Origin of the sequence: Pseudaminobacter soli (ex Zhang et al. 2022) (genome assembly GCF_014595955.1) — a bacterium.
Classification (GTDB): Bacteria; Pseudomonadota; Alphaproteobacteria; order Rhizobiales; family Rhizobiaceae; genus Kumtagia; species Kumtagia pseudosoli.
Genome location: NZ_JABVCF010000009.1, coordinates 258,061 through 281,516, shown reverse-complemented (window position 1 = coordinate 281,516; position 23,456 = coordinate 258,061). Strand labels below are relative to the sequence as shown.

Here is a 23,456-nt window from a genome sequence, read left to right as displayed (position 1 = left end):
GAGACAGACGCCATGATCGAACGCACGCCCGTTCTCGATTTCATCACCCAGGCGATCCTCGTCCTCAGCCTCATCGCGCTGCTGATGCCGCTTTGGGTCGTCTTCGTGGCCGCCAGCCACGATCTCCATACCGTCAATCAGGTGCCGATGCCGCTCTGGCCCGGCTCGCACCTGATCGAAAACCTGACCCTCGCCTGGAACCAGGGCAATTTCGGCCGCGTGATGATCAACTCCTTCATCGTCGCGGGCGGGGTGACAGCCGGCAAGATTGCGATCGCCGCACTCTCGGCTTTCTCCATCGTCTATTTCAGCTACCGCCTGCGGATGCTGATGTTCTGGCTGATCTTCATCACCCTGATGCTGCCGCTGGAAGTGCGCATCGTGCCGACCTATGCGGTCGCCGCCAATGCGCTGGGGCCGTTCGAGTCGATCCTGAACACCGTCGGTCTCAGCGTCAGCCTGCCAGAATGGAACCTGCTCAACTCCTATTCGGGGTTGATCCTGCCGCTGGTGGCGACTGCGACCGGCACATTCTCTACCGCCAGTTCTTCCTGACGGTGCCGGACGAACTCGCAGAGGCAGCCAAGATGGACGGTGCCGGGCCGATCCGCTTCTTTCTCGAAGTGCTGCTGCCGCTCTCCAAGACCAATATGGCGGCGCTCGCCACCATCATGTTCGTCTGGTCGTGGAACCAGTATCTGTGGCCGCTGCTGATCGTCACCGATCACGCCAATTACGCAACCGCCACCATGCAGTTGCAGAAGGTGGTGCCGGGACCGCTGTTCGGCTCGCCACCGATCTGGAACACGGCGATGGCGGCCAACCTGATCGTGCTGGCGCCGCCCGTCCTCGTCACCCTCCTGCTGCAACGCTGGTTCGTGCGCGGCCTCATCTCGACCGACAAGTAGGGGCTTCCCATGTCCGAAATCACCCTTCGCAATGTCCGCAAGTCCTACGGCAAGAACGAGGTCGTGCATGGTGTGGACCTCGATATCGCCACGGGCGAGTTCATCGTCATCCTCGGCCCGTCAGGCTGCGGCAAGTCCACGCTGCTGCGCATGGTCGCCGGGCTGGAGGCGATAACCACCGGCGAGATCGAGATCGGCGGTCGTGTCGTCAACAGGCTGGAGCCGCGCGAGCGCGGCTGCGCGATGGTGTTCCAGAACTACGCGCTCTACCCGCACATGACGGTCGCGAAGAACATCGGCTATTCGCTGAAAATCGCCGGCATTCCACGTGCGGAGCGAGACAAGCGCGTGCAGGAAGTGGCGAAGGCGCTCGGGCTGGAAGAGTTTCTGGAGCGGCGTCCGGCGCAGCTTTCCGGTGGTCAGCGCCAGCGTGTCGCGATGGGTCGTGCGATGATCCGCGCGCCGAAAGTCTTCCTCTACGATGAGCCGCTGTCGAACCTCGACGCGCGGCTGCGTGTCGCCATGCGAGTGGAGATTCGCAAGCTGCACCAGCGTCTCTCCACCACTACGCTGTTCGTCACCCACGACCAGGTCGAGGCGATGACGCTCGCCGACCGCATCGTCGTCATGAACAAGGGTGTTGTCGAGCAGGTCGGCACGCCGGCCGAGGTCTACCAGAAGCCGCAGACCACTTACGTGGCCGGCTTTATCGGCACGCCGGGCATGAACCTGATCGACGTGACGGCCGATCCGGACAAGGGCGTACTGGTACTTTCGGACGGCCAGCAGATCGCCTACGACTGCGCCCAGTGGCCGGATGTCGGCTACGGCCCGGTCACCGCCGGATTCCGTGCCCAGGCGGTGCGGCTGGAGCCGGGCTGCATCTCCGGCAAGTTCGACTTTTCCGAGGAACTGGGCTCCGCGAAGCTGGTGCATGGCACCTTCGCAGGCACGGCGCTGATCGCCCATGTCGCGGGCGCGCGGACGTTTACGCCGGGCGAACCGCTTTGCTTTGCGGTCGATGCGACCGACATCCATCTTTTCGACGCAGACAGCGGCCGTCGGTTCAATGAACGGGTTCGGGACGCGCCAATCCCTGGCCGAAAAGCCGAAGCAATCGACGCCCTGATACCGAAAGTCGCCTGAAAAGCCAGTGCAGAGGACGGCGCGTCGAGTGCCGGTCCAGCAGATGAACGCCTCTGTATCAATCCGCCCACAGGCGCTGGACCGCAACGAGTTCAGGCCACATGCCGGCCGCGGATTGCAGCCGGGCTCGAACTGGCGAAGACTTCCTCGTCCATGTGGGTCAGCGCCTGCATCGCGCAGCCCTGCATGATCAGCGGCACCTCGTCCGTCTCGGTGGCGAAGGAGATCGCCTTGGAGTGGAGTCCTCCGGAGGTCTTGGCAATCGCATCGCGCAGCGAAGGCTCGATAAGGTCGAACGCGGCCGCGCCGATGCCGACCATCGCGACAGGAGCCGGATCGATCAGCGCAAAAAGGCTGCCGAGCCCGTAACCCAAAGCTTCGCCGGCCCTTCTGTAAGCCTCGCGTTCCGGCCCGTCGCAATCCCGCGCGGCAGCGGCGAGCGCGGCCATGTCGACCGGGCCGGGATTCGCAACTGGTGGCTCGTCGTCGCCGGCTCCGCGGGCGCTGCGCCAGATCGCGTAGTTGCCGGCATAGGCCTCGACGCAGCCCCGGCGGCCGCAACGGCACAAGGCGCCGCCGGGGCGATGGATCATATGGCCGAATTCGCCGCCTGACGATTGCGTGCCGGTGAAGATCTCGCCCTTGAGGACCATGCCCATGCCGATGCCATGCGAAAGCAGGATGGCGATGAAGTCGTCGCAGTAGCGCACTCCATCGCGCCAGCGCAGCGCGGCGGCGATCATGTTGCAGTCGTTTTCGACGGTCACTGGGACGTCGAAGGCCGCCTCCAGGTGCTCTCCGAAGGGGATGCCTTCATGCCTGGTGATCGGCGACCAGAGCATCGTGCGCCGCGCCGCATCGGCGGTCCCCTGCACCGCCAGCACGATCCTTGCCACGCACCGGCCGGCAGCGGAGGGTTTTGCTAGCTGACGGCGGACGATCGCAATGCATTCGCCGACCAGTTCGGCTTCCGAGAGTTCGTAAGTCGGGAGCTTCTTGCACTCCTTGGCGAGGGACCGGCCGGAATAGTCTACGAGGGCAGCGGACAGGAAGTTGAAACGGAGCGCGATGGCGACAACCGTTGCCGCCTTGGGATTGAGCCCGATCGCGACCTGCGGCCGTCCGCGCCTGAGAGGAATGGGTTCCAAGCTCTTGGCCTCGAGCAGAATGCCTTCCGCGATGAGATCCGATGCGATCGCCGATATGGTCGAATGGCTCAACTCGGTCGTGGCGGCGATCTCCGTGCGGGAAGCCTCTCCGGCGCGGCGGACGGCGGAGATCACCATAGCGCGGTTGCGCCGGCGAAGGTCGTCGTGACGTATTCCGATTGACATCGATTTGGAAGCAGCCTCCCGGCCTGCACTGATCGCCATGGGCGCGGATAGTGTCAGAGCGAGTCCAGGCTGTCACGATCCAGTGGAAAAGCAGGACGGCTCTACGAATATTCATCCCCGGCAGGCTGGAACGGATGCTCCCGGCCCGGTGCTGCCGGAACCCTGCAAATGCTGCGGTGCTGTCTCGTCAGTTCAGCACTTCTTCTCGAAAAGCTTGCCGCTCGGATCCTTGAACGTGCAGAAGCCCGGCCTGCTGCCCGCGCCGACATTCGTCGCGGCCGCGGCGTTGACCCGCGAGGCGGCGAGCGCGGCGGCAGGATCGGCTGAGGGAGTCGGAGGGGTCGTACAGCCAGCGACGACAGAAGCGAATGCTGACGTGAAAAACAGTTTCCTCATTGCGGTCCCTCCCTCAGCCATGCGCGATGGTCGCGCCAGCATGACGGAGAAAGAGCCGCTCCGCAAAGCCTTTTGCAATCAGCGATTGATGCTGCCTGTCGTCAGCGAACGGTCCACACTGGTGGCGATCGCGGAGTTGCCGGCCTCGATGGAAGCAACCAGCTTGCCGTCCTTCTGGACGTCCCAGACCAGTTCGGCATCCTCTTCTTCCATCGCGGGGTCGACATAGACGCATTGGCCGAGCACCTTGTCACGCTGCCCTGCCATCGAGGCGAGGGTGATGCGCAGTTCGACCTGGCACTCTTCAAAGGTTTCATAGATCGGAGTGGGAGCGGGCATCTCGCTGCAGTCCTTCAAGTCTCCGGAGCAGCCGACGATGAGAAGAAGAGCCGCGATGTGTTCCATGACCAAGTTCCTTTCGTCGAAGGAACGGTCTTTGGGATTTCATGGTTCCCAAAAGTTAAATTGCAACTTCCCGCATTGTGAGCTTATTGGGCGGATTCGAAGAATCCAGGAACTCTGCATCCGGCCAGCGGGCGGAGCAGGACAACTTTGCGATTTCTGATTATTCCAGTTCGAAGCTGCCCTGCGGCACGATCAGCGAGTAGGTCAGGCGGTCGCTGGCGAGCTCGAGGGTCGACGAGCCATTGAGCGCCGCCGGCACGACCCGCTCCAGCGCTACGCTGCCGAACCGCTTCTGGCCGATCGCCTGGTCCGCGATGCTGATCGCCTCGGTCCAGACCAGCGACAGGGCAGGGGGGCCGTCTTCCACACGATGCGCCGTCAGGGTCACGTAGCCGTCCGGACGCGCAAGGGCGCCGTAGCTGACGGAGTTCACTGCCAGCTCATGCAGCGCCAGCCCGATATGCAGCGCTGCGTTCGGATTGAGGTAGGGCCTTTCGCCCTCGATGCGGATGCTCGCCGAAGGATCGGCAGTATATCGCGCCACCTGCCCGAGGACGAGATCGTGGAGGGCGGCGCCCCGCCAGTTCGACGACGTCACCAGATCCTGGGTGGAGGCAAGCGACAGAAGCCGGCCCCTGAACCGGGACAGGAAACCATCCACGCTGTCCGAGTGGCGGCCGGTCTGGGTGGCGATGCTCTGGATGATCGCGAGCAGGTTCTTGGAGCGATGGGCGACCTCCCGCAGCAGCGTGCGCAGCGTCTGCTCGCGTCGCTTCTGGTCGGTGATGTCGACCGCGGTCGCCATGATGCCCACCACCTCGCCGGAGGGAGCGCGATCGGAGTCCACCCAAACGGCGAACCAGTTGGCGCCGTCGTCCGCCGGAATGCAGATTTCCACTTTCTGCGTCACACCGGAAGCGATGACCTCCTTCCGGGTGGACATCAATTGGTCGGAGGCTTCCTCCTCCAGAAATTCGTGCAGGAAACGACCTTCGACCGGCTCCGTCGACCAGATCGACGGCACATTTTCCGCCCAGACTACGCGAAAATCCAGATCGCAGTAGACGACGGAAATGCCGGTATTGGCCAGCGCCTTGAGAAGGCTGCCTCCCCGACCCAATTCAGTTCCGTTAATCTGGGCGCCCATCGCCCGAACCTCAGCGTTAGCGGCCGTCGACTTTACGATTTGAGTTCCCGTCCCCGCGCCGACGCGAGTGGCTCAAAACGCGATTGCGCCGGACCGCGCCAAAAAGCGGGCCCGGCGGCTGCTGGAAACCGTTCGAAAAGGATGCGGTCACCAGTGTCCAGCCTTGCGTGAGCTCACGCCCGCCGCATAAAGCCCGCAATAAGCGAAATCACCAGGAATACAAGGAACACAAAGAATAGAATCTGTGCGATTCCCGCAGAAGTCCCGGCAATGCCGCCAAAGCCAAGCGCGCCGGCAATAATGGCGACAACAAGAAAAACCAGTGCCCAGTATAGCATTGTCAACCTCCTAAACTGCAAAACGGGAACGCCGACCTCCCGGGCTTGGTTCCGGGAGGAGCGACTTGACAGCGTTGTCTCGGGGGATCAGGCGGCCGCCTTGGCCTGCCGATCGAAGAACAATGCCTGGCTGATGAGCGCCTTCACCATTTCCGGGCTGAAGGGCTTGGTTACCAGAAAGGCCGGCTCGGGCCGCTGGCCGGTAAGGAGCCGTTCCGGAAATGCGGTGATGAAGATGACCGGCACGGAAGCCGTAGAGAGGATCTCATTCACTGCATCAATCCCCGAGGTGCCGTCGGCGAGTTGGATGTCGGCAAGGATCATCTTGGGATGCGTCCTATTGAACAGCGCGGTCGCCTCCGTGTGCGTCCTCGCTGTGCCGACCACGCGATGGCCGAGGCTTTCGACCATCTGCTCGATATCCATTGCGATCAGCGGCTCGTCTTCGATGATCATGACGTCGGTCGCCACCTGGCGGGAAATCTCTGCGCTGGCCTGGGAGAGCAGGGACTGGAATTCCCGCGTGTCGACGTCGAGTACCTCGGCAGCCTCTTCGTCGCTGAAGCCTTCAACCGCGACCAGCAGGAACGCTTGGCGGGGCCGCGGCGAGATCGCCGTGAGATTGGCCGCAGCACGGCTCTCCCAACCGGTCGGTGCACGTTCATCGGGGACGCGGATGGCCACCGAAGTGAACAGCTTGGCAAACAGCTTGTAGAGCGAGATGCGGGGCGACGAGGCCTCGGGGAAGATGCTTACATCTGCAACGATCGCCTCGAGCATGGCCGCCACCAGCGCATCGCCGCTCTGCTGCGAGCCGGACACGGCACGCGAGAACCGGCGCAGATACGGCAGGTGAGGCGCGATGCTTGCTGACAGACTCATTCTTAATCCCTCTAGTGCTAGTGAACTATATTATAAAGGAAGTGCCACGGACGGTTCAGCCCCTCAACGGAGCCAGGTGGAAAAAGTTCCGGCCTGCTGGAACCAAATCGAGCCGACGGGCGTTTTGGGCTTTGATGGGCAGGGTTCTGGCCGCGGCGGGGCCGTAGGCGGGGTATTCTATAGGGCAGTACGGTGAAATCGATGAAGGATAACATCGCGGCGGCGGATGGCAGAACGCCGCGGGCGAAAGGGTCGACCGACCCGCTCGGGGTCAACTCCGAGATCGGCCGCAAGCTAAAGCAGTATTATGACGATCTCGTTTCGGACGAGGTGCCCGATCGATTCTCGCAGCTTCTTCGCGAGCTCGAACAAGCTGAAGCGACTCGGAAAAGGGACTAGCCGATATGGCCGTCACCCCTGAGTTCAAGCAGGACCTGCTTGCGGCTATCCCGAGCCTGCGGGCGTTTGCAGTCTCTCTTACCCAGAACTCCGACAAGGCGGACGATCTGGTTCAGGAGACGCTGGTCAAGGCCTGGGACAAGCACCATTCCTTCCAGATGGGCACGAACCTCAAGGCATGGCTGTTCACCATCCTGAGAAACGAATTCTACTCGCAGATGCGCAAGCGCGGGCGGGAAGTGCAGGATTCGGAAGGCGTCATGACCGAGCGGCTTGCGGTGCACCCGAGCCAGCACGGCAAGCTCGATCTGGCCGACTTCCGTAGCGCCCTCGAGCAATTGCCCGAGGACCAGCGCGAGGCGATCATTCTGATCGGCGCTTCAGGCTTCTCCTATGAAGAGGCGGCGACCATCTGCAATTGCGCCGTCGGCACCATCAAGAGCCGGGTCAGCCGCGCACGCACCCGTCTTCAGGACATCCTGCAGATCGCTGGCGAGCAGGATTATGGTCCGGACGCCATCTCCGCCCAGGTGATGGGCTCCAACGCCGCCTGACAGGCGGCGTTCAGGCCTTCAGACGTGAAGCTGCGAGAGCCTTGACCAGTTCGGTTTCCTCATAGGGCTTGCCGACGACGGTTACGTCCGCGAACTCTGCCGCATTCTCTCCGAGATCGCTGTAGCCTGATGCGAAGATGAACGGCGTTCCGCGTGCCTTCAGGCTGCTTGCGAAGGCGAAGGTCGATTGCTGGCCCAAGAAAATGTCGACGACAGCGGCGTCGAAGGTCGACTCCGAGCAGAAGGCTTCGGCCTCTTCGAGCGTACGCGCCAGCACCACGTCGGCGGCGCCGGCATCACGGCAAATCTGTTCGACATCCATGGCTATGAGGAACTCGTCCTCCAGGACCAGGATGCGCAATCCTTCAAGCAAGCCCACAGAAACCCGCCTCCCTTGACCCGACACGCATGGGCTCAAAGGAAAATATTGTCATTTAAAAAAGACATAGGGAAGCCAGGTTGGTTGCCCCAGCCTGCCCAGCTTCCAAGAGACTTAACATCGGATCATGAGGTTCGCCCCGCGGGATCATCCTCCGCGCCATCGCTCCACCAGACTGTTCCGGGAATGATGTTGCGGGCAACCGCATAGGCGATCAGCAGAGCCGGGACGGCGATGAAGCCGCCGACCGGCCCCCAAAGCCAGATCCAAAAGATCAGGGACAGGAGCACGGCGAAGGGATTCAGCGTCATGGTCTTGCCGATCACCATCGGGGTGACGAACTGGGCCTCGAGCATGTTGATGAACAGGTAGACGCCGACAGGAAGCAGGCTGCCCCAGAGCGTGTCGAAGGCCATCAGGCCCACGGCGAACAGGATGGCGACCATCACCGCCGGGCCCACGAACACGACGAAGTTTGTGACGGTCGCGACGGCACCCCACATGGCGGCCGACGGCACGCCGATGAGCCAAAGCGCCAGGCCGACGGTGGCTCCTTCGGCGACGTTGATGAGGGCGATGGAGATCAGGTATTTCGATACGAGGGTCTCGACGTCTCTGAAGACGTGGGCCACGCGCCAGCGCAGGCGTCGGCTGAAACACATGCTGAGGATGGCCACCCGCGTCTGATTGCGGGTTGCGACGAAAAAATAGAGGCTCGCGAAGAAGATCAGGAACTGGCCCATGACGGCGGGCGCGAACGCCATCATGCTCTCGACCCCCATGCCGTCGTCCACCGAAACCGCAATGCCCTTTCCGCCGGTGAACTCGCGCAGCTGGTCGCGCATTCCGCGCACCGCCTCCAGCGGTCCGCTTAGCTCGCGCAATTGAGTTTTCAGGTCGGTCCAGATCTGCGGAAGCCTCTCAATCCAGAGCGCCAGGGGCGCGGCGATGGCAAGCGCGCAAGCCAGAAGAATGAGCAGGAACAACACCGTGACGATCAGGGCCGAAATGCCTGGGCGCATGTTGTGAGCCTCGAGGCGAGAGGCGACGGGGCCGAGCATGAGACCAATGACAATGCCTGCCGAGATGGGAACCAGGATGTAGGCTCCGGCGGAAATTGCTGCGACTGCCGCGACGAGGGCGATGACGATCACTGCCACCTGGGCGCCGCGTGCCAGCAGGACTTCGAAGTTCGACTTCGGCGGCAGCCGCACCATGGGCGGCGCCTTGCGGCTGGTGGCCGCCGCACTTCGGCTCGACATTGGTATCCCCCGCTGAAACTCGCCTTCCACAATACAATTTGCTACGTTTCGTTCCTTGAGGGAACCGTGGGGGCTGAGCGGCGTTTCGAAACATTGAAGAAGATGGAGGAATTTGATGGCAGCTGCGACTGGCACGTCTTCGTCCGACGCCGAAACTTCCAACCGCCCCGATCTCGAGGCTGACATCCGTCAGCTTCGCGAGGACATCGCCAGGCTGACCGAACAGCTGTCGCGTACCGGGCAGCATTCCTACAGCACTGCAAGGCGGGCCGCCACGGAAGGTGTGGAGCAGCTTCGCGTCCAGGGCGAAGCGGCGCTCGAGGGTCTGCGAACCAATGCCCGGGAACTGGAAGACCAACTCACTTCGACGGTGCGGGAGAAGCCGATAACTTCGCTCGCGATCGCAGCAGGCATCGGATATTTCCTCGCTCTTCTTTCCCGCCGTTAGTCGACGAGGTCCGGAGGGGGATGCTCGTATCGTTGCTTGCCGGGCTCGCGACCGGCGAAACCATAGCCGCCGTACGGCGCATGCGCCGCGCGGTGGTTGCCTATCTTGTCGCGGCGCTGTTCGCGCTCATCGGACTGGTGTTTCTGCTGATCGCAGTGACCATCTGGGCTTCAAGGCGGTTCGGCGAGATCGAGGCGGCGGTCGGCATCGGCCTCGTCTTCCTGGTTGTGGCGCTGATCATATACGCCGTCCATAGGAGGACGGCGCGGGCACGCGCCGGTGCGGCTGCGCGTCAACGCAATCGCGATCTCACCAATGCCGCCGTGGCCGCGGGAGTGGCGGCCGCACCGGGCCTCCTCAAGAAAGGATCCGGATTTGCGCTTCTCGCAGCGCCGGTCGTGGCGGCGGGCGCCTATGTCGTTTACCGCCTGCTGAGCAGGCCGGATCCACGCGACGACTTCTAATCCAGCTAATTCAGCGCCTCGACCGGCCGGCAGTCCCGCCCCCGGAACCTCCTTCTCGACTACGCATTGTCGGAAGGTCACTGACAGGAGGTTCATCGGATGGCGAAGGAAATCCGCACAGATAAGGCGCGGCAAGCGAAGACGGGGCGGCCGGTCCTCATCGTGCTGATCGTGGCGCTGTTGCTGGCCATGGTGGTCTGGGCCGGCGTAGAGATTTGGGGCGAGCAGATCGATAATCCCGCGGCCGACGCTGCCAGCGGCGCGCAGACCGACGGAAACCAGTAGCTCCGGCATGCGGCTGGTAGCGGGCGAGATATTCCTGCGCTTAGGGCCCTGCCGAACTGCGGATGCACTTCGGGAATCCGCGAGGTCTTAATTCAGCAGACATTTCGAGTTGCAGAGCGTCTGACTCTTCACCTGCATCTTTTGATGCGTGACCGGCCGGCAAGCCTGTGCCTTGGGCCGAAAACCGCGACACAACAAAGGTTTTCGCGCGTCTTTGAACTGACGCGTGGTCTACGAGAGGGGGAAAGTTCGGAACCGATCCTTCACGCCTACGTTATCGGTCGTGACGCGGCGCCCGGCCTCCCTGGCAGGTCGAGCCGGGCGCGGCGATGCATAGAATTCACCAACGGAATTCAGGCACAAGGAGAGAGATATCATGGTTCGCAAACTCTTGGCTACCACTGCCCTCGCGACGCTTCTGTCGGGTGCTGCGCTTGCCCAGGACGCTACTCAGCCGGCCCAGCCGGCTCCTGCCCAGCCCTCTGCCACGACACAGGATCAGGCAACTGCCGCGCCTGTTGCGCGGGCTGACGGCTTTCTGGCCAGCAACCTGATCGGCGAGACCGTCTATAACGGCACCGGCGACGACGCCGAGCGGATCGGCGAAGTCAACGACGTGGTCATCGGCTCGAACGGCGGCGTGGAATCCGTTGTCATAGGCGTCGGCGGCTTCCTCGGCATCGGCGAGAAGAACGTCGCGATGAACTACAACGAGATCGAGTGGGCCGAGAAGAACGGCGATCGCTGGATCGTGGTGAACGCGACCAAGGACCAACTGCAGGCCCAGGCCGAGTTCGACAAGAAGGCCTATGAGGCGGCTCCGGCGAACACCGCCATGGCTCCGGCGGACGGAACGGCCACGACCGCTCCAGCCGACACTACGGCTTCGACCAACATGCCGGCTGACAACTCTACCGCCGCGACGACCACAGAACCCACTCCCGACACCACGGCTGAGGCCACGCCGCCGGCGAACGATACGACCGCCGAGACCGACACGACTGCTCAGGCGCCTGCCGCAACTGACCAGACGCAGACTGGGGCGATCGACAAGAACTCGCTGAAGGAAATGCCGACCGCGGATATCCGCGCTGACAATCTCGATGGCACCACCGTCTATGGCGCCAATGACGAGAGGGTCGGCGAGATCGGCGACGTCGTCCTGACCACCGATGGCAAGGTTGATGCGGTGATCATCGATGTCGGCGGCTTCCTCGGCATCGGCGAGAAGGAAGTGGCCTTGGGCATGGACAAGCTGCAGTTCATGACCGACGGTGACAACAACCACTATCTCTACACGAACTTCACCAAGGAGCAGTTGGAAGCCGCTCCGACCTATGACAAGAGCAGCTGGGCCCAGAACCGGGACAAGCAACTGATTACCGTGCAGTAATCTACTGCGCAAACATTCTGGAATGGCCCGCGCCAATGGCGCGGGCCATTTCATTTAGAGACAAGCTATTCCCTCTGCTGAGAAACCACGCCCTTGTCCGTGAGCGCCACCAGGGCGAGCCTCTGCTCGAGATGCTCCGCGCGCCAGGCGAGCAGCCGCTCGGCGTATTCGAGGCGTACGTCGCGATAGGCGCCGTCCTGAGCCACATTGCGGAGTTCGCCGGGATCTTCCTGCAGATCGAAGAGCAGGGGCGGCAGTCCGGCGAAATGCACGTACTTGTAGCGCTCGGACCTGATCACCGACAGGTTGCATCTCTGGGACGGCAGGCCGAAGTACTGCTCGGCAATGCGTTCCGAAACCGATCGGAAATCATATTCCCAATGCGCACAGTCGCGCCAATCGCCCGGCATCTCGCCATGGAGGAAGGGCGAAAGCGAGCGACCGTCGAGCCAGTTCGGGGAATCGCCTCCGGCCAGTTCCAGGATGGTAGGCGCGAGGTCGACGGCTTCGGTGAAGCGATCGACCACGACTCCGGCCGCTGCTCCGTTTGCCTTTATGATGAGGGGCAGGTGATAGCTCTGGTCGAAGTAGCCGCCCTTGCCGAGCATGAAGTGGTCGCCCATCATCTCGGCGTGATCGGAGGTCAGCACGATCACCGTGTCGTCCCACGCTCCGGCGCTCCGCAATCCCTCCCAGATCCGGCCGAGCTGCGAGTCCACCTCCGAGATCATGCCATAGTAGAGCGCGCGGATGGTGCGGAACTCCTGCTCGCTCCAATCGCGGACCAGGCCTGCCCGGCCAGGAATGAAGCTGTGCTTCAGCATCTTGCGCATCGCATAGTCGAGGAAGGGATGGCTCGCTGCCTCCTCCTGCCAGTTTTTGGCGCGATGGAAGGTAGGTCCCTGATCATCGCCGTACATTTCGTTGAACGGCGCCGGCACGATGAAGGGAGGATGCGGGCTGAGAAAGGAGATGTGGGCGAACCACGGTTCGTCCTGTTCACCCAGCCAGCGGATGAACTCGCCCGCCATGAAGGCGCTCGGCGTCTCGTCGCGGCCATAGATCGGAACCGCCCTGGAGACCTCCGGATGACCATTTCCCGCCGGCCGGTGGATGTCGGGGAATGGCGCGGTGGCATCGACGCCGCGCGTCTTCAGCCATGACAGCCACTGCTTCTGATGCTCGGGCAGGGCCTGGCGCACGGTGAAGCCCGGCAGAAAACCCTCGTAGGTGCGCAGGGCCGGATCGCCGGCCGGGCGCTCGCGCGGATCGGGGGCGACGTCGGTGTAGCCGAACAGCGTCGGGTCATAGCCAAGCGCGCGTGCGGCGAGCGCGATGTTCCAGTGGCGGTGATCCATGGGCGTGCCGTTCTGGCAGACCCGGTTGGTCATCTGGTAGAGGCCCGTATAGATGCAGGCCCGCGCCGGCGAACAAGGCGCGGCGCCCGCATAGTGCCTGCGGAACAGCACGCCCTCGCTTGCAAGTGCGTCGGCATTGGGCGTCTTCACCACCGGATGGCCCGCAGCCGACAGGCAGTCGCCTCGCCACTGATCGCAAGTGATGAACAGGACGTTTGGACGCCTGCCTGCGGTGTTGGACTTCGGGGATGGGCTCGCGTTTCCAGACACTGAACAATCCATCTGCTTTTGTGTACTTTCGAAAAACCGTCTCGCCACCGACATTAGCGCCAGCAAAGCCGCATCGGCGAATTCAAGCAAGGAGCAGGACGATGCTCAAACAGATCCAGGGGCTGCACCACGTCACATCGATGGCGAGGGATGCCCGCGAGAACAACCGCTTCTTCACCGGAACGCTGGGGCTGCGGCGGGTGAAGAAGACGGTCAACTTCGATGCGCCGGACGTCTACCACCTCTACTATGCCGATGAGGTCGGCACGCCCGGCACGGTCATGACCTATTTCCCGTTTCCAAACATCGCCCGGGGCCGGCCCGGAGCAGGGGAGGTGGGGACCACGGTGTTCTCGGTGCCGCGGAACGCGCTGCTCTATTGGGAAAAACGCCTCAGCGATGCGAGTGTCCAAGGCCTGATGCGTGAGACCAGCTTTGGACAGGACCGGCTGCGTTTCGAAGGTCCCGATGGTGACGGTTTTGCGCTGGTCGAGGTCGAAGACGATGCTCGTGCACCCTGGACCGAGGGCGGCGTGCCGGCCGAAGACGCGATCCGCGGTTTTCATTCCGCGTCGCTAAGACTGCGGGACGGCGGCGCAACCGAGGAACTGCTGAAGTTCATGGGCTACGAGGAGGTCGACAACTCGGGCAACATCAAGCGGCTTGCCCGGAAGGACGGCAACGGCGCCGACGTCATCGACATCGAGACGGCGCCGGGAGCGCCCATCGCTCGGCTCGGAGCGGGCTCGGTGCATCACATCGCCTTCGCCGTCGAGGACCGGGCGAAGCAACTGGAGGTTCGCAAGGCCCTGCTCGACACCGGATACCAGGTGACGCCGGTCATCGATCGCGACTATTTCTGGGCGATCTATTTCCGCACGCCCGGCGGCGTGCTGTTCGAGGTCGCGACCACCGAACCGGGCTTCGACCGTGACGAGGACACGGCGCATCTCGGCGAGGCGCTGAAGCTGCCCGCGCAGCACGCGCATCTGAGGCCCTATCTCGAACAGCATCTGCAGCCGCTCGAAGCATGATTGGAGAGCGTGATGTCCCTTGATTCCTACCAGCACACGCGCCTGCCCGGCGTTCCCGACGCGCCGCTCGTCTTCGCCTTGCACGGAACGGGTGGCGAAGACACCCAGATGGCCAGGCTGGCGCGCCAGCTTGTGCCCGACGCAACGATCGTCGCGCCGCGTGGCGATGTCTCCGAGGGTGGCGCGGCCCGCTTCTTCCGCCGCACGGGCGAAGGGGTCTACGACATGGACGACCTCGCCCGCGCCACGGCCAAGATGGCGGGCTTCGTTGCGGGGCACAAGCAAACCGAGAAAGCCCAGAGCGTCTACGGCATCGGCTATTCGAACGGCGCGAACATCCTCGCAACTATCCTCTTCATGAGGCCGGACCTCTTCGATCGCGCCGTGCTGATGCATCCGCTGATCCCGTTCAAGCCGCTGATCGAGGGCTCGCTTTCAGGAAAGCGGATCCTGATCACCGCCGGGCGGCACGACCCGATCTGCCCCCCGAATCTCACGGCCCGCTTGGAGGCCTATCTTCGCGAGGCAGGAGGCGATGTGGCGGTCGAGTGGCACCCCGGCGGCCACGAGATACGCCAGTCAGAACTCGAAGCCGCACGGAGTTTTCTCGCATGACCAGACCTGGTGACAATCCGAATGCTCCGCTGCAGATCGAACGCGAAGAGAGCGGCTCGAAGGGGCGCTACGTCTACCGCGCCGACGGCACCGAGGCGGAGATGACCTTCTCAAAGGCAGGCGAGGGTATGATCATCATCGACCACACTGGCGTGCCGGACGCGTTCCGCGGTCAAGGCATTGGCCTGCGCCTCGTCGCGCGGGCGGTAGAGGATGCCAGGGCGGCGGGCAAGAAGATCATCCCCCTCTGCCCGTTCGCTGCCGCGCAGTTCCGCCGGCGTTCGGAATGGGCGGATGTGCTGAAGGGGTAGCGTCTTGCCGGGCGGCGCATGCCCGGCTGCGGCCGTTTGGCACTTGACTCGGCGCGCTGTCACAATACGGTAAGGATCAAATGCCGGCCTTGAATGCCGGAGGGCAGACATGCCTCGTGAGCCCGCCCGTTCCGGGGCGATGGCCGCGAGGCATTTTCGTTTTGGGGATGGCAGTTCGCGTGGGCGAGAGGGTCGAGATCGGTGTGCTTTATGCGCGCTCCGGCAGCTACAGGCTGATTTCGGAAGCCTGCCGCGCCGGCGCGCTGCGGGCGATCGCCGACGTCAATGCAGATCCTGGTTCTCCCATCGAACTGGTGCCGGTCGAGCGCGACCCCGGGGGCAACGTCGACCAATATGCTCTGCTCTGCGAGGACATCCTGCGCACCAGCAGCGCGCGGCACGTCGTCGGTTGCGTCACCTCGTGGAGCCGCAAGGAGACGATCCCGGTCCTGGAAAAGGCGGGCGCGACGCTCTGGTATGCCTGCCCCTACGAAGGCTTCGAGGCGAACGAGCACGTCGTCTACATGCATGCCTGCCCCAACCAGCACCTCGTCCCGCTCGTCAAGCATGTCGTGCGGGACCACGGCGCCGACGGTTTCCTGCTCGGTTCCAACTACATCTGGGGATGGGAGACCAACCGAGTCGCCCGCGATCTGATCACCGACGCCGGCGGCAAGGTGCTCGGCGAGCGCTACCTGCCGATCGGCGAGACCGACGTGCGCAGGCTGATCGCCGAGATCCGCGCAACCCGGCCGGACTTCATCCTCAACAACCTGATCGGCACCTCTTCCTATGCATTCTTCGCCGAATTCGAGAAGCTCGGTCGGGAGGATCGGCATTTCGCGCCCGAGCGTTGCCCGATCGTGTCCTGCAACCTGAGCGAATGCGAGCTACCGGCGATCGGCGAGGCTGGCAGGGGGCACCTTTCGGTCGGTCCATATTTCAGGCGATCGGACGCTACGGCTTCCCAACCCGCCTCGTCGTTCGAGGCGGCTTCCTACGCCTCGGTCCAGGTTCTCGCGCAGGTCCTTGCGGCAAAGGCGGATGCCACTTTCTCCGATCTCCCGGCGATATTCCGCAACCGCGTCTTCGATACGCCCTTCGGCAGGATCACTCTCGATCCACGCACCCAGCACGCGACACTGCCGGTGGAGATCGGCCGCATCGCCGGCAACGGTTTCGAACTGGTGAGCCGCAGCGAGGCCGTGGCGCCCGATCCCTACCTTTCGCGCTACGACCGGGCCGAGACCTTCGGCGCGGCGCGGCTCAGGGCGGTGTCATCATGAGCCGGGTGTCGCGTATCCCTAATCTTGGCGGAGCGACGGCCTTCGTGCTGCATCGGCCGCACGCCACCGTGGCGGCGATCACCCGGCAACTGACGGCTATCGGCCTGCAGGCGACGGACTGCTGGCCGGAGCTCCCGGCCGAGGTGCTTGCTGCGGATTTCGTCTTCTTCGACGTCGATCTCGGCTTCGACGAGCAGTTTCCGTGGCGCGCCGGAGAAGCGCCGATGCCGCTGATTGCCCTGATCGGCTCGGAAGCGCCCGGTCGCATCGAGTGGGCGCTGTCGCAGAAGGCCGATGCCCAACTGCTGAAGCCGGTCGGCAATGCAGGCGTCTACAGCGCCCTTCTGATTGCGCGACAGGCATTCGAGGCGAAGCGTCGCCTTGCCGACGAGATCGCCGCGCTGCAGTCGCGCGTGGCCGAGCGGCAGACGATCGTGCGCGCCGTCGTGGCGCTTTCGTCGCAGGGTGTGGACGACGATCGCGCATATGCGCAGCTCAGGTCGCTCGCAATGACATGGCAGATCAGTATCGAGGAAGCGGCGCGCCGCGTCGTGGCAATGGCGGATGGAGAAGGTTCGGATGAGCAGTCCCGCCGCGCCTGAGGTCCACAGCAGACCGATGACCAAGCCGCGTCCCGGCGTGCTGCGCAAGCTGGCGCAGCGCCCACTGGCCCTGATCGGGCTGGTGATCGTCGTGCTCGTCGTCGCCGGCGCGCTGCTGGCGCCCTGGCTGACGAAGTTCGGGCCCGACGAGCAGATGTTCGACGGCCTGACGCTTTCGGGCGAGCCGCTGCCGCCCAACGCCACCTTCTGGCTGGGCACCGACCTGCTCGGCCGCGACCTGTTCACGCGCATCCTCTATGGCGCGCGCACCTCGCTCATCATCGGCATCGTCGCCAACGGCATCGCGCTGCTGATCGGCACGCTGGTCGGCGTGGTCGCCGGCTACTACCGCGGCTGGCTGGGCAGCGTGCTGATGCGCTTCACCGACCTGATGATGGCATTTCCGGCTTTGCTGCTGGCCATCTGCCTGGCGGCGGTGTTCCAGCCGAGCCTCTGGATCGTGGCGCTGGTCATAGCGCTGGTGAACTGGGTGCAGACGGCACGCGTCATGTTCACGCAGACGAGCTCGCTCGCCGAGCGCGAGTTCATCGACGCCGAGCGCACCATCGGCGCCAGCAGCGCGCGCATCCTGTTCATGCACATCCTGCCGCACCTGATCCCCACCATCATCGTCTGGGGCACGCTCGGCATTTCCACCACCGTCCTGCTCGAGGCGACGCTGTCCTATCTGGGCATCGGCGTGCAGCCGCCCACGCCGTCATGGGGCAACATCATCTTCGAGAACCAGACCTATTTCCAGGCTGCACCCTGGCTGGTGTTCTTCCCCGGCATCGCCATCCTGGCGCTGGCGCTCGCCTTCAATCTGATCGGTGACGCCTTGCGCGACATCCTCGACCCGACGCAGCGGGGCCGTTCATGATCGCCTATCTCGGCCGCCGCCTCATCCAGTCCGCGCTGATCCTGCTGGGCATCTCGCTCATCACTTTCGCGCTGCTCTACTTGCTTCCCGCCGATCCGGTGCGCCAGATCGCCGGCCGCAGCGCCACGCCTGCAACCGTGGAAAGCATCCGCCGCCAACTGGGTCTCGACCAGCCGTTCCTGGTGCAGTACGGGCGCTATCTCTGGAACCTGCTGCAGGGCGATCTCGGACGCTCATACATCCAGCGCTCGGAAGTGGCGCAGCTCATCACGGCTCGCCTGCCGGCGACGCTGCTGCTCATGGTCGGCGCAATCGTCTGCGAACTGCTGATCGGATTGACGATGGGCGTGATCGCTGCGGTGCGGCGCGGCACGGCCACCGACCAATCGCTGATGGTCGCCTCGTTCATAGGCGTGTCCGCGCCGCAGTTCGTCGTCGGGCTGCTGCTGCTCTACGTGTTCGCGGTGAAGCTCAGCTGGTTCCCCATCGGCGGCTACGGCACCTTCTCGCATCTGGTGCTGCCATCGCTCACCGTCGCCGTGATGAGCGCCGGCTGGTATGCGCGAATGATGCGCTCGTCGATGATCGACGTGCTGCGTCAGGACTACATTCGCACTGCACGCGCCAAGGGACTGGCGCGGATCACGGTGCTCGTCCGCCACGCGCTGCCCAACGCCATCCTGCCCATCATCGCCATGATCGGCATCGACATCGGCATCCTCATGGGCGGCATCGTCGTGGTGGAAAGCGTATTCGGCTGGCCCGGGATCGGCCAGCTCGTCTGGCAGGCGATCCAGCGTGTCGACATCCCCATCATCATGGGCGTCACGCTCGTGTCTGCGTTCGCGATCGTGCTCGGCAACTTCCTTGCCGACATCATCGCGCCCTTCATCGATCCACGCATCAAGCTCAGATAACCAGGGGAAAGGGTAATCCAAATGTTGAAGAGAATTCTGACCAGCACCGTCGCAGCCTCGGCGCTTGCGCTGACGCTCGGCATGTCCGGCGGCGCCGCCGTGGCCGAGGAACTCGACCCGAACGCCAAGCCTGGTGGTGACATCATCATCACCTACAAGGACGATGTCGCCACCCTCGACCCGGCCATCGGCTACGACTGGCAGAACTGGTCGATGATCAAGAGCCTGTTCGACGGGCTGATGGACTACGAGGCGGGCACCACCACGCTGCGTCCCGACCTAGCCGAGAGCTATGAGATCTCGGAAGACGGCCAGACCTTCACCTTCAAGCTGCGCCAGGGCGTCAAGTTCCACAACGGCCGCGAGATGACGGCCGAGGACGTGAAGTACTCGATCGAACGCGTGGTCGACCCCAAGACGCAGAGCCCCGGACAGGGCTTCTTCGCCACGATCAAGGGCTACGACGAGGCTGCCGAGGGCAAGGCAGAGGGCCTGTCCGGCATCACCGTGGTAGATCCGTCCACCATCAAGTTCGAGCTGACCCGGCCCGACGCCACCTTCCTGCACGTGATGGCGATCAACTTCAGCCATGTCGTGCCGAAGGAAGAGGTCGAGAAGCACGGCGCCGATTTCGGCAAGAACCCGGTCGGTACCGGCGCGTTCAAGCTCGGCGAATGGACGCTCGGCCAGCGGGTCGTGTTCGAGAAGAACGCCGACTACTGGAACAAGGGGCTTCCCTATCTCGACAAGATCACCTTCGAGATCGGCCAGGAGCCGATCGTGGCGCTGCTGCGCCTGCAGAAGGGCGAGATCGACGTCCCCGGCGACGGCATTCCGCCGGCCAAGTTCCAGGAAGTGATGAACGACCCGGAGCAGAAGGCGCGCGTGGTCGAGGGCGGCCAGCTCCACACCGGCTATGTGACCATGAACGTCAACATCCCGCCCTTCGACAACGTGAAGGTGCGGCAGGCGGTCAACATGGCCATCAACAAGGAGCGCATCGTCCAGCTCATCAACAACCGCGCGGTGCCGGCCAACCAGCCGCTGCCGCCGTCGATGCCGGGCTACGCCCAGGACTACAAGGGCTACGCCTATGACGCGGCGAAGGCCAAGGGGCTGCTGGCCGAGGCGGGACATGCCGACGGCTTCGAGACCGAGCTCTACGTCATGAACACCGACCCGAACCCGCGTATCGCGCAGGGCATCCAGCAGGATCTGGCCGCCATCGGCATCAAAGCCAACATCCAGGCGCTGGCCCAGGCCAACGTCATCGCCGCCGGCGGCGAGAAGGAAGGCGCGCCGATGATCTGGTCGGGCGGCATGGCCTGGATCGCCGACTTCCCCGATCCGTCCAACTTCTACGGTCCGATCCTGGGCTGCGGCGGCGCCGTGCCCGGCGGCTGGAACTGGTCCTGGTACTGCAACGAGGATCTCGACAAGAAGGCCGGCGAGGCGGACTCGATCACCGATCCGGCCAAGGCGGAGGAGCGCAACAAGCTCTGGAGCGAGATCTACACCAAGATCATGGAAGACGCCCCGTGGGCTCCGGTGTTCAACGAGCAGCGCTTCACCATGAAGTCCTCACGGATGGGCGGCGCCGACAACCTCTACGTCGACCCGGTCCACATCCCCGTCAACTACGACCACGTGTACGTCAACGATGTGCAATAACTGCAACTACACCATCCACGGACGTCAGCATCACTTCGGCTGGGACAACTCGTTTGTCCCGGCCGAGCGGGTGGCGCCCGGCTCGACCATCGAGTTCGAGTGCGTGGACTCCTCGGGTGGCCAACTGACGCCCGAGAGCACGGTGGCCGATGTCGGCACGCTCGACTTCGGCAAGATCAACCCGGTCAGCGGCCCGATCTATGTCGAGGGCGCGGAACCGGGCGACGCGCTGAAGGTCACGATCGAGTCGTTCAAACCGTCCGGCTTCGGCTGGACGGCCAATATTCCGGGTTTCGGGCTGCTCGCCGACGACTTCAAGGAGCCGGCGCTCAACATCTGGAAATATGATGCGACTTCGCTCGAGCCGGCCCTCTTTGGCAAGAACGGCCGCGTGCCGCTGAAGCCTTTCGCCGGGACTATCGGAAACGCTCTGGCCGAGCCGGGGCTGCATTCGGTCGTGCCGCCGCGGCGCGTCGGCGGCAATCTCGACATCCGCGACCTCGCGGCCGGCACGGTGCTCTATCTGCCGGTGGAGGTGGCGGGCGCCCTGTTCTCGGTTGGCGACACGCATGCCGCGCAGGGTGACGGCGAGGTCTGCGGCACGGCGATCGAGAGCCCGATGAACGCCGTTTTGACGCTGGATCTGGTCAAGGACGCCCTGCTGAAGACGCCGCGCTTCACGACGCCAGGTCCGGTCACGCGCCATCTCGACGCCAAGGGCTACGAGGTGACGACCGGCATCGGTCCCGACCTGATGGAAGGCGCGAAGAGCGCCGTCGCTCAGATGGTCGATCTCCTCGCCGGCCGCTACAACCTGGACCCGGTGGACGCTTACATGCTCGTCTCGGTCTGTGGCGACCTCAGGATCAGCGAGATCGTCGACATGCCGAACTGGGTGGTGTCGTTCTACTTCCCCCGCTGCGTGTTCGAATGAGCCAGGTGGAATCCAACAAGCTATCCGGGGCGGCCGCCCCGGATAGCAATTCGGTCGGGCCGGTGCTCAGCGTCTCCGGCGTGACCATTGCCGTACGCACCGAGGACGGCGTGCGCGAAGTCGTGTCCGACCTCTCTTTCGAGCTTGGCCGCGGCGAGACGCTGTGCATCGCCGGCGAATCCGGGTCCGGCAAGTCTATGACGTCGCTTGCCATCATGGGCCTGCTTCCGGAACCCGCGGCGTTCATCAAGTCCGGGTCCATCCGGCTGGGCGACCAGGACCTGGCCTCGCTGAGCGAAAGCCGGATGCGCCGCATCCGCGGCAACCGCGTCGCCATGATCTTCCAGGAGCCGATGACTTCGCTGAACCCGGTGCTGTCGATCGGAAGGCAGCTCATCGAGGCGATCGAAACGCACACCTCCCTGTCGCGCAGCGCAGCCCGCGCGAAGGCGATCGAGGCGCTGAAGGCGGTGCGCATTCCTGACGCTGAAGGGCGCCTAAAGCAGTACCCACACGAACTTTCCGGCGGCATGCGCCAGCGCGTCATGATCGCCATGGCCCTCGCCCTGAAGCCTGACGTGCTGATCGCCGACGAGCCGACGACGGCCCTCGACGTGACGGTGCAGGGCGAGGTGCTGGAGCTTCTTCGCGACCTGCAGCGCGAGAACGGCACCAGCGTCATCCTCATCACCCACGACATGGGCGTGGTCGCCGAGATGGCCGACCGCGTCATTATCATGCGCCACGGCCGCATGGTGGAAGAGGGCAGGGCGGCCGACATCTTCGCCCGCCCGCAGGCGGACTATACGCGCGAACTTCTGGCCGCCGTGCCGCGGATCGGTGGCGGGCGGGAAGCGGTATCAGCCCCACCCCTAACCCCTCCCGACAAGGGGGAGGGGGATAGCAGCCGTGATGCCAATGCTCCCGTCGCATCCGTTCGCGATCTCCACGTCCGCTTCGATCTCCATGGCGGCTTCTTCGGACGGGTCGATCGGCGCGTCCATGCCGTCGAAGGCGTGAATTTCGCGATCGCCTCGAACGAGACCCTGTCGCTGGTCGGCGAATCCGGCTGTGGCAAGTCGACGACGGCCAAGGCGATCGCCGGGCTGGTGCCGTATACCGGCAACATTTCCATCGGCGGGCGCGATCTCGTCGGCCTCGGTCGCGATGACCGCAAGGCGGTGCGCCGCGACGTGCAGATGATCTTCCAGGACCCCTTTGCGTCGCTGGATCCGCGCATGCGCGTCGGCGATCTGGTCGCCGAGCCGCTGGTCATCCATGGCATCGGCAACCGTCAGGAGCGGCAGGACCGTGTTGCGGCCCTGTTCGAGCGCGTCGGACTCTCGGCCGACCAGATGGAGCGCTATCCGCACGAGTTCTCCGGCGGGCAGCGCCAGCGCATCTGTATCGCCCGGGCGCTGGCGCTCAGGCCCAAGCTGATCATCGCCGACGAGAGCGTCTCGGCCCTCGACGTCTCCGTGCAGGCACGCGTGCTGGGATTGCTCAAGGATCTGCAGCGCGAGTTCGGCGTCGCCTATCTCTTCATCTCGCACGACATGGCGGTGGTGGAGAACATCTCCGACCGGGTCGCGGTGATGTATCTCGGCCAAATCGTCGAGATGGGCACACGCGACCAGATCTTCTCAAATCCGCGCCACCCCTACACCAGGCGCCTCATCGAGGCTGTCCCGATCCCGGATCCGGCTCGGCGCCGCGAGCGCTTCGCCAGACTTGAAGCGGAGATCCCAAGCCCGGTCAGGCGGCTCGGCGACGAGCCGACGAAGCTCAGGCTGCAGGATATGGGGGGCGGACACCTGGTGGCCGCCTGAGTCAGGCAA

26 protein-coding genes and 1 pseudogene are annotated in these 23,456 nt (G+C 64.0%); 18 read left to right on the top strand and 9 right to left on the bottom strand.

Going from position 1 to position 23,456, the window contains the following annotated elements; translation table 11 throughout:
* Positions 1-12 precede the first annotated feature (12 nt).
* Both HUI96_RS18175 and ugpC read left to right on the top strand, forming a co-directional pair.
* Positions 13-908, top strand: a pseudogene (locus tag HUI96_RS18175) (ABC transporter permease subunit).
* A gap of 9 nt (positions 909-917) precedes the next feature.
* On the top strand, positions 918-2,054 hold the full coding sequence (gene ugpC, locus HUI96_RS18170) for a sn-glycerol-3-phosphate ABC transporter ATP-binding protein UgpC (protein ID WP_188256087.1): 1,137 nt from the start codon (positions 918-920) through the stop codon (positions 2,052-2,054).
* Between the two features lie 92 nt (positions 2,055-2,146).
* Here the strand turns inward: ugpC and HUI96_RS18165 are convergent, their stop codons facing one another.
* From HUI96_RS18165 to HUI96_RS18140, 6 genes are all read right to left on the bottom strand, one after another.
* Positions 2,147-3,388, bottom strand: a complete 1,242-nt coding sequence (locus HUI96_RS18165) for an ROK family transcriptional regulator (protein ID WP_188256086.1) — start codon at positions 3,386-3,388, stop codon at positions 2,147-2,149.
* Between the two features lie 192 nt (positions 3,389-3,580).
* On the bottom strand, positions 3,581-3,784 hold the full coding sequence (locus HUI96_RS18160) for a hypothetical protein (protein ID WP_188256085.1): 204 nt from the start codon (positions 3,782-3,784) through the stop codon (positions 3,581-3,583).
* 78 nt (positions 3,785-3,862) lie between these two features.
* Positions 3,863-4,189: a hypothetical protein gene (locus HUI96_RS18155; protein WP_188256084.1), complete on the bottom strand. Its 327-nt coding sequence runs from the start codon at positions 4,187-4,189 to the stop codon at positions 3,863-3,865.
* A 160-nt stretch (positions 4,190-4,349) separates the two neighbouring features.
* Positions 4,350-5,336, bottom strand: a complete 987-nt coding sequence (locus HUI96_RS18150; protein ID WP_188256083.1) for a sensor histidine kinase — start codon at positions 5,334-5,336, stop codon at positions 4,350-4,352.
* A gap of 173 nt (positions 5,337-5,509) precedes the next feature.
* Positions 5,510-5,674 carry a DUF1328 domain-containing protein gene (locus HUI96_RS18145; protein WP_188256082.1) on the bottom strand — a complete coding sequence of 55 codons (165 nt, stop codon included), beginning with the start codon at positions 5,672-5,674 and terminating at the stop codon, positions 5,510-5,512.
* A gap of 87 nt (positions 5,675-5,761) precedes the next feature.
* Positions 5,762-6,556 (bottom strand): response regulator, encoded by a 795-nt coding sequence (locus HUI96_RS18140; RefSeq protein ID WP_188256081.1) that lies wholly within the window; start codon positions 6,554-6,556, stop codon positions 5,762-5,764.
* Positions 6,557-6,757: 201 nt separating this feature from the next.
* Here HUI96_RS18140 and HUI96_RS18135 point away from each other — a divergent pair, with 201 nt between their 5' ends.
* A complete protein-coding gene (locus HUI96_RS18135; RefSeq protein ID WP_188256080.1) occupies positions 6,758-6,955 on the top strand; it encodes a NepR family anti-sigma factor in 198 nt (65 codons plus the stop codon).
* 5 nt (positions 6,956-6,960) lie between these two features.
* A complete protein-coding gene (locus HUI96_RS18130) occupies positions 6,961-7,509 on the top strand; it encodes an RNA polymerase sigma factor (protein WP_188256079.1) in 549 nt (182 codons plus the stop codon).
* A 10-nt stretch (positions 7,510-7,519) separates the two neighbouring features.
* On the opposite strand, the gene HUI96_RS18125 is transcribed toward HUI96_RS18130, so the two are convergent.
* On the bottom strand, positions 7,520-7,888 hold the full coding sequence (locus HUI96_RS18125) for a response regulator (RefSeq protein ID WP_337918444.1): 369 nt from the start codon (positions 7,886-7,888) through the stop codon (positions 7,520-7,522).
* A 125-nt stretch (positions 7,889-8,013) separates the two neighbouring features.
* Complete coding sequence (locus HUI96_RS18120) at positions 8,014-9,150, bottom strand: AI-2E family transporter (RefSeq protein ID WP_188256078.1); 1,137 nt, start codon at positions 9,148-9,150, stop codon at positions 8,014-8,016.
* A gap of 115 nt (positions 9,151-9,265) precedes the next feature.
* Here HUI96_RS18120 and HUI96_RS18115 point away from each other — a divergent pair, with 115 nt between their 5' ends.
* From HUI96_RS18115 to HUI96_RS18100, 4 genes are all read left to right on the top strand, one after another.
* A complete protein-coding gene (locus HUI96_RS18115) occupies positions 9,266-9,598 on the top strand; it encodes a DUF883 family protein (RefSeq protein WP_188256077.1) in 333 nt (110 codons plus the stop codon).
* A 20-nt stretch (positions 9,599-9,618) separates the two neighbouring features.
* Positions 9,619-10,062, top strand: a complete 444-nt coding sequence (locus HUI96_RS18110; RefSeq protein WP_188256076.1) for a hypothetical protein — start codon at positions 9,619-9,621, stop codon at positions 10,060-10,062.
* Positions 10,063-10,161: 99 nt separating this feature from the next.
* Positions 10,162-10,347, top strand: coding sequence for a hypothetical protein (locus HUI96_RS18105; protein ID WP_188256075.1), 186 nt, complete (start codon positions 10,162-10,164; stop codon positions 10,345-10,347).
* Positions 10,348-10,723: 376 nt separating this feature from the next.
* On the top strand, positions 10,724-11,740 hold the full coding sequence (locus HUI96_RS18100; RefSeq protein ID WP_188256074.1) for a PRC-barrel domain-containing protein: 1,017 nt from the start codon (positions 10,724-10,726) through the stop codon (positions 11,738-11,740).
* Between the two features lie 65 nt (positions 11,741-11,805).
* Here HUI96_RS18100 and HUI96_RS18095 read toward each other — a convergent pair whose 3' ends face one another.
* On the bottom strand, positions 11,806-13,368 hold the full coding sequence (locus HUI96_RS18095; protein ID WP_337918443.1) for an alkaline phosphatase family protein: 1,563 nt from the start codon (positions 13,366-13,368) through the stop codon (positions 11,806-11,808).
* 101 nt (positions 13,369-13,469) lie between these two features.
* Here HUI96_RS18095 and HUI96_RS18090 point away from each other — a divergent pair, with 101 nt between their 5' ends.
* The 10 genes from HUI96_RS18090 to HUI96_RS18045 all read left to right on the top strand — a co-directional run bounded on the left by HUI96_RS18090 (position 13,470) and on the right by HUI96_RS18045 (position 23,447).
* A complete protein-coding gene (locus HUI96_RS18090) occupies positions 13,470-14,402 on the top strand; it encodes a VOC family protein (RefSeq protein WP_188256072.1) in 933 nt (310 codons plus the stop codon).
* Positions 14,403-14,414: 12 nt separating this feature from the next.
* Complete coding sequence (locus tag HUI96_RS18085; RefSeq protein WP_188256071.1) at positions 14,415-15,017, top strand: alpha/beta hydrolase; 603 nt, start codon at positions 14,415-14,417, stop codon at positions 15,015-15,017.
* Positions 15,014-15,328: a GNAT family N-acetyltransferase gene (locus tag HUI96_RS18080; protein WP_188256070.1), complete on the top strand. Its 315-nt coding sequence runs from the start codon at positions 15,014-15,016 to the stop codon at positions 15,326-15,328. The genes HUI96_RS18085 and HUI96_RS18080 overlap by 4 nt, the downstream gene beginning before the upstream one ends.
* 179 nt (positions 15,329-15,507) lie before the next feature.
* Positions 15,508-16,614, top strand: coding sequence for a transporter substrate-binding protein (locus tag HUI96_RS18075; protein WP_188256069.1), 1,107 nt, complete (start codon positions 15,508-15,510; stop codon positions 16,612-16,614).
* A complete protein-coding gene (locus HUI96_RS18070) occupies positions 16,611-17,216 on the top strand; it encodes an ANTAR domain-containing response regulator (RefSeq protein ID WP_188256068.1) in 606 nt (201 codons plus the stop codon). Before HUI96_RS18075 ends, HUI96_RS18070 begins: the two co-directional genes overlap by 4 nt.
* Entirely contained in the window at positions 17,194-18,096 is a 903-nt protein-coding gene (locus HUI96_RS18065) for an ABC transporter permease (RefSeq protein ID WP_188256067.1), read from the top strand. The genes HUI96_RS18070 and HUI96_RS18065 overlap by 23 nt, the downstream gene beginning before the upstream one ends.
* The gene (locus HUI96_RS18060; RefSeq protein WP_188256066.1) at positions 18,093-19,013 is read left to right on the top strand and encodes an ABC transporter permease; all 921 of its coding nucleotides are present in this window, start codon (positions 18,093-18,095) and stop codon (positions 19,011-19,013) included. The genes HUI96_RS18065 and HUI96_RS18060 overlap by 4 nt, the downstream gene beginning before the upstream one ends.
* 24 nt (positions 19,014-19,037) lie before the next feature.
* The gene (locus HUI96_RS18055; protein ID WP_188256130.1) at positions 19,038-20,684 is read left to right on the top strand and encodes an ABC transporter substrate-binding protein; all 1,647 of its coding nucleotides are present in this window, start codon (positions 19,038-19,040) and stop codon (positions 20,682-20,684) included.
* Entirely contained in the window at positions 20,674-21,618 is a 945-nt protein-coding gene (locus tag HUI96_RS18050; protein WP_188256065.1) for an acetamidase/formamidase family protein, read from the top strand. The genes HUI96_RS18055 and HUI96_RS18050 overlap by 11 nt, the downstream gene beginning before the upstream one ends.
* Positions 21,615-23,447 carry an ABC transporter ATP-binding protein gene (locus HUI96_RS18045; protein ID WP_188256064.1) on the top strand — a complete coding sequence of 611 codons (1,833 nt, stop codon included), beginning with the start codon at positions 21,615-21,617 and terminating at the stop codon, positions 23,445-23,447. The genes HUI96_RS18050 and HUI96_RS18045 overlap by 4 nt, the downstream gene beginning before the upstream one ends.
* Positions 23,448-23,456 lie beyond the last annotated feature (9 nt).

Bases quoted from the DNA above. Each gene is read 5' to 3' on its own strand.
- HUI96_RS18120 (WP_188256078.1), bottom strand. From the start codon at position 9,150: ATGTCGAGCCGAAGTGCGGCGGCCACCAGCCGCAAGGCGCCGCCCATG.
- HUI96_RS18050 (WP_188256065.1), top strand. From the start codon at position 20,674: ATGTGCAATAACTGCAACTACACCATCCACGGACGTCAGCATCACTTC.
- HUI96_RS18135 (WP_188256080.1), top strand. From the start codon at position 6,758: ATGAAGGATAACATCGCGGCGGCGGATGGCAGAACGCCGCGGGCGAAA.
- HUI96_RS18110 (WP_188256076.1), top strand. From the start codon at position 9,619: ATGCTCGTATCGTTGCTTGCCGGGCTCGCGACCGGCGAAACCATAGCC.
- HUI96_RS18090 (WP_188256072.1), top strand. From the start codon at position 13,470: ATGCTCAAACAGATCCAGGGGCTGCACCACGTCACATCGATGGCGAGG.
- HUI96_RS18070 (WP_188256068.1), top strand. From the start codon at position 16,611: ATGAGCCGGGTGTCGCGTATCCCTAATCTTGGCGGAGCGACGGCCTTC.
- HUI96_RS18100 (WP_188256074.1), top strand. From the start codon at position 10,724: ATGGTTCGCAAACTCTTGGCTACCACTGCCCTCGCGACGCTTCTGTCG.
- HUI96_RS18065 (WP_188256067.1), top strand. From the start codon at position 17,194: ATGAGCAGTCCCGCCGCGCCTGAGGTCCACAGCAGACCGATGACCAAG.
- HUI96_RS18115 (WP_188256077.1), top strand. From the start codon at position 9,266: ATGGCAGCTGCGACTGGCACGTCTTCGTCCGACGCCGAAACTTCCAAC.
- HUI96_RS18080 (WP_188256070.1), top strand. From the start codon at position 15,014: ATGACCAGACCTGGTGACAATCCGAATGCTCCGCTGCAGATCGAACGC.
- HUI96_RS18150 (WP_188256083.1), bottom strand. From the start codon at position 5,336: ATGGGCGCCCAGATTAACGGAACTGAATTGGGTCGGGGAGGCAGCCTT.
- HUI96_RS18140 (WP_188256081.1), bottom strand. From the start codon at position 6,556: ATGAGTCTGTCAGCAAGCATCGCGCCTCACCTGCCGTATCTGCGCCGG.
- HUI96_RS18085 (WP_188256071.1), top strand. From the start codon at position 14,415: ATGTCCCTTGATTCCTACCAGCACACGCGCCTGCCCGGCGTTCCCGAC.
- HUI96_RS18165 (WP_188256086.1), bottom strand. From the start codon at position 3,388: ATGTCAATCGGAATACGTCACGACGACCTTCGCCGGCGCAACCGCGCT.
- HUI96_RS18155 (WP_188256084.1), bottom strand. From the start codon at position 4,189: ATGGAACACATCGCGGCTCTTCTTCTCATCGTCGGCTGCTCCGGAGAC.
- HUI96_RS18060 (WP_188256066.1), top strand. From the start codon at position 18,093: ATGATCGCCTATCTCGGCCGCCGCCTCATCCAGTCCGCGCTGATCCTG.
- HUI96_RS18130 (WP_188256079.1), top strand. From the start codon at position 6,961: ATGGCCGTCACCCCTGAGTTCAAGCAGGACCTGCTTGCGGCTATCCCG.
- HUI96_RS18160 (WP_188256085.1), bottom strand. From the start codon at position 3,784: ATGAGGAAACTGTTTTTCACGTCAGCATTCGCTTCTGTCGTCGCTGGC.
- ugpC (WP_188256087.1), top strand. From the start codon at position 918: ATGTCCGAAATCACCCTTCGCAATGTCCGCAAGTCCTACGGCAAGAAC.
- HUI96_RS18105 (WP_188256075.1), top strand. From the start codon at position 10,162: ATGGCGAAGGAAATCCGCACAGATAAGGCGCGGCAAGCGAAGACGGGG.
- HUI96_RS18145 (WP_188256082.1), bottom strand. From the start codon at position 5,674: ATGCTATACTGGGCACTGGTTTTTCTTGTTGTCGCCATTATTGCCGGC.
- HUI96_RS18045 (WP_188256064.1), top strand. From the start codon at position 21,615: ATGAGCCAGGTGGAATCCAACAAGCTATCCGGGGCGGCCGCCCCGGAT.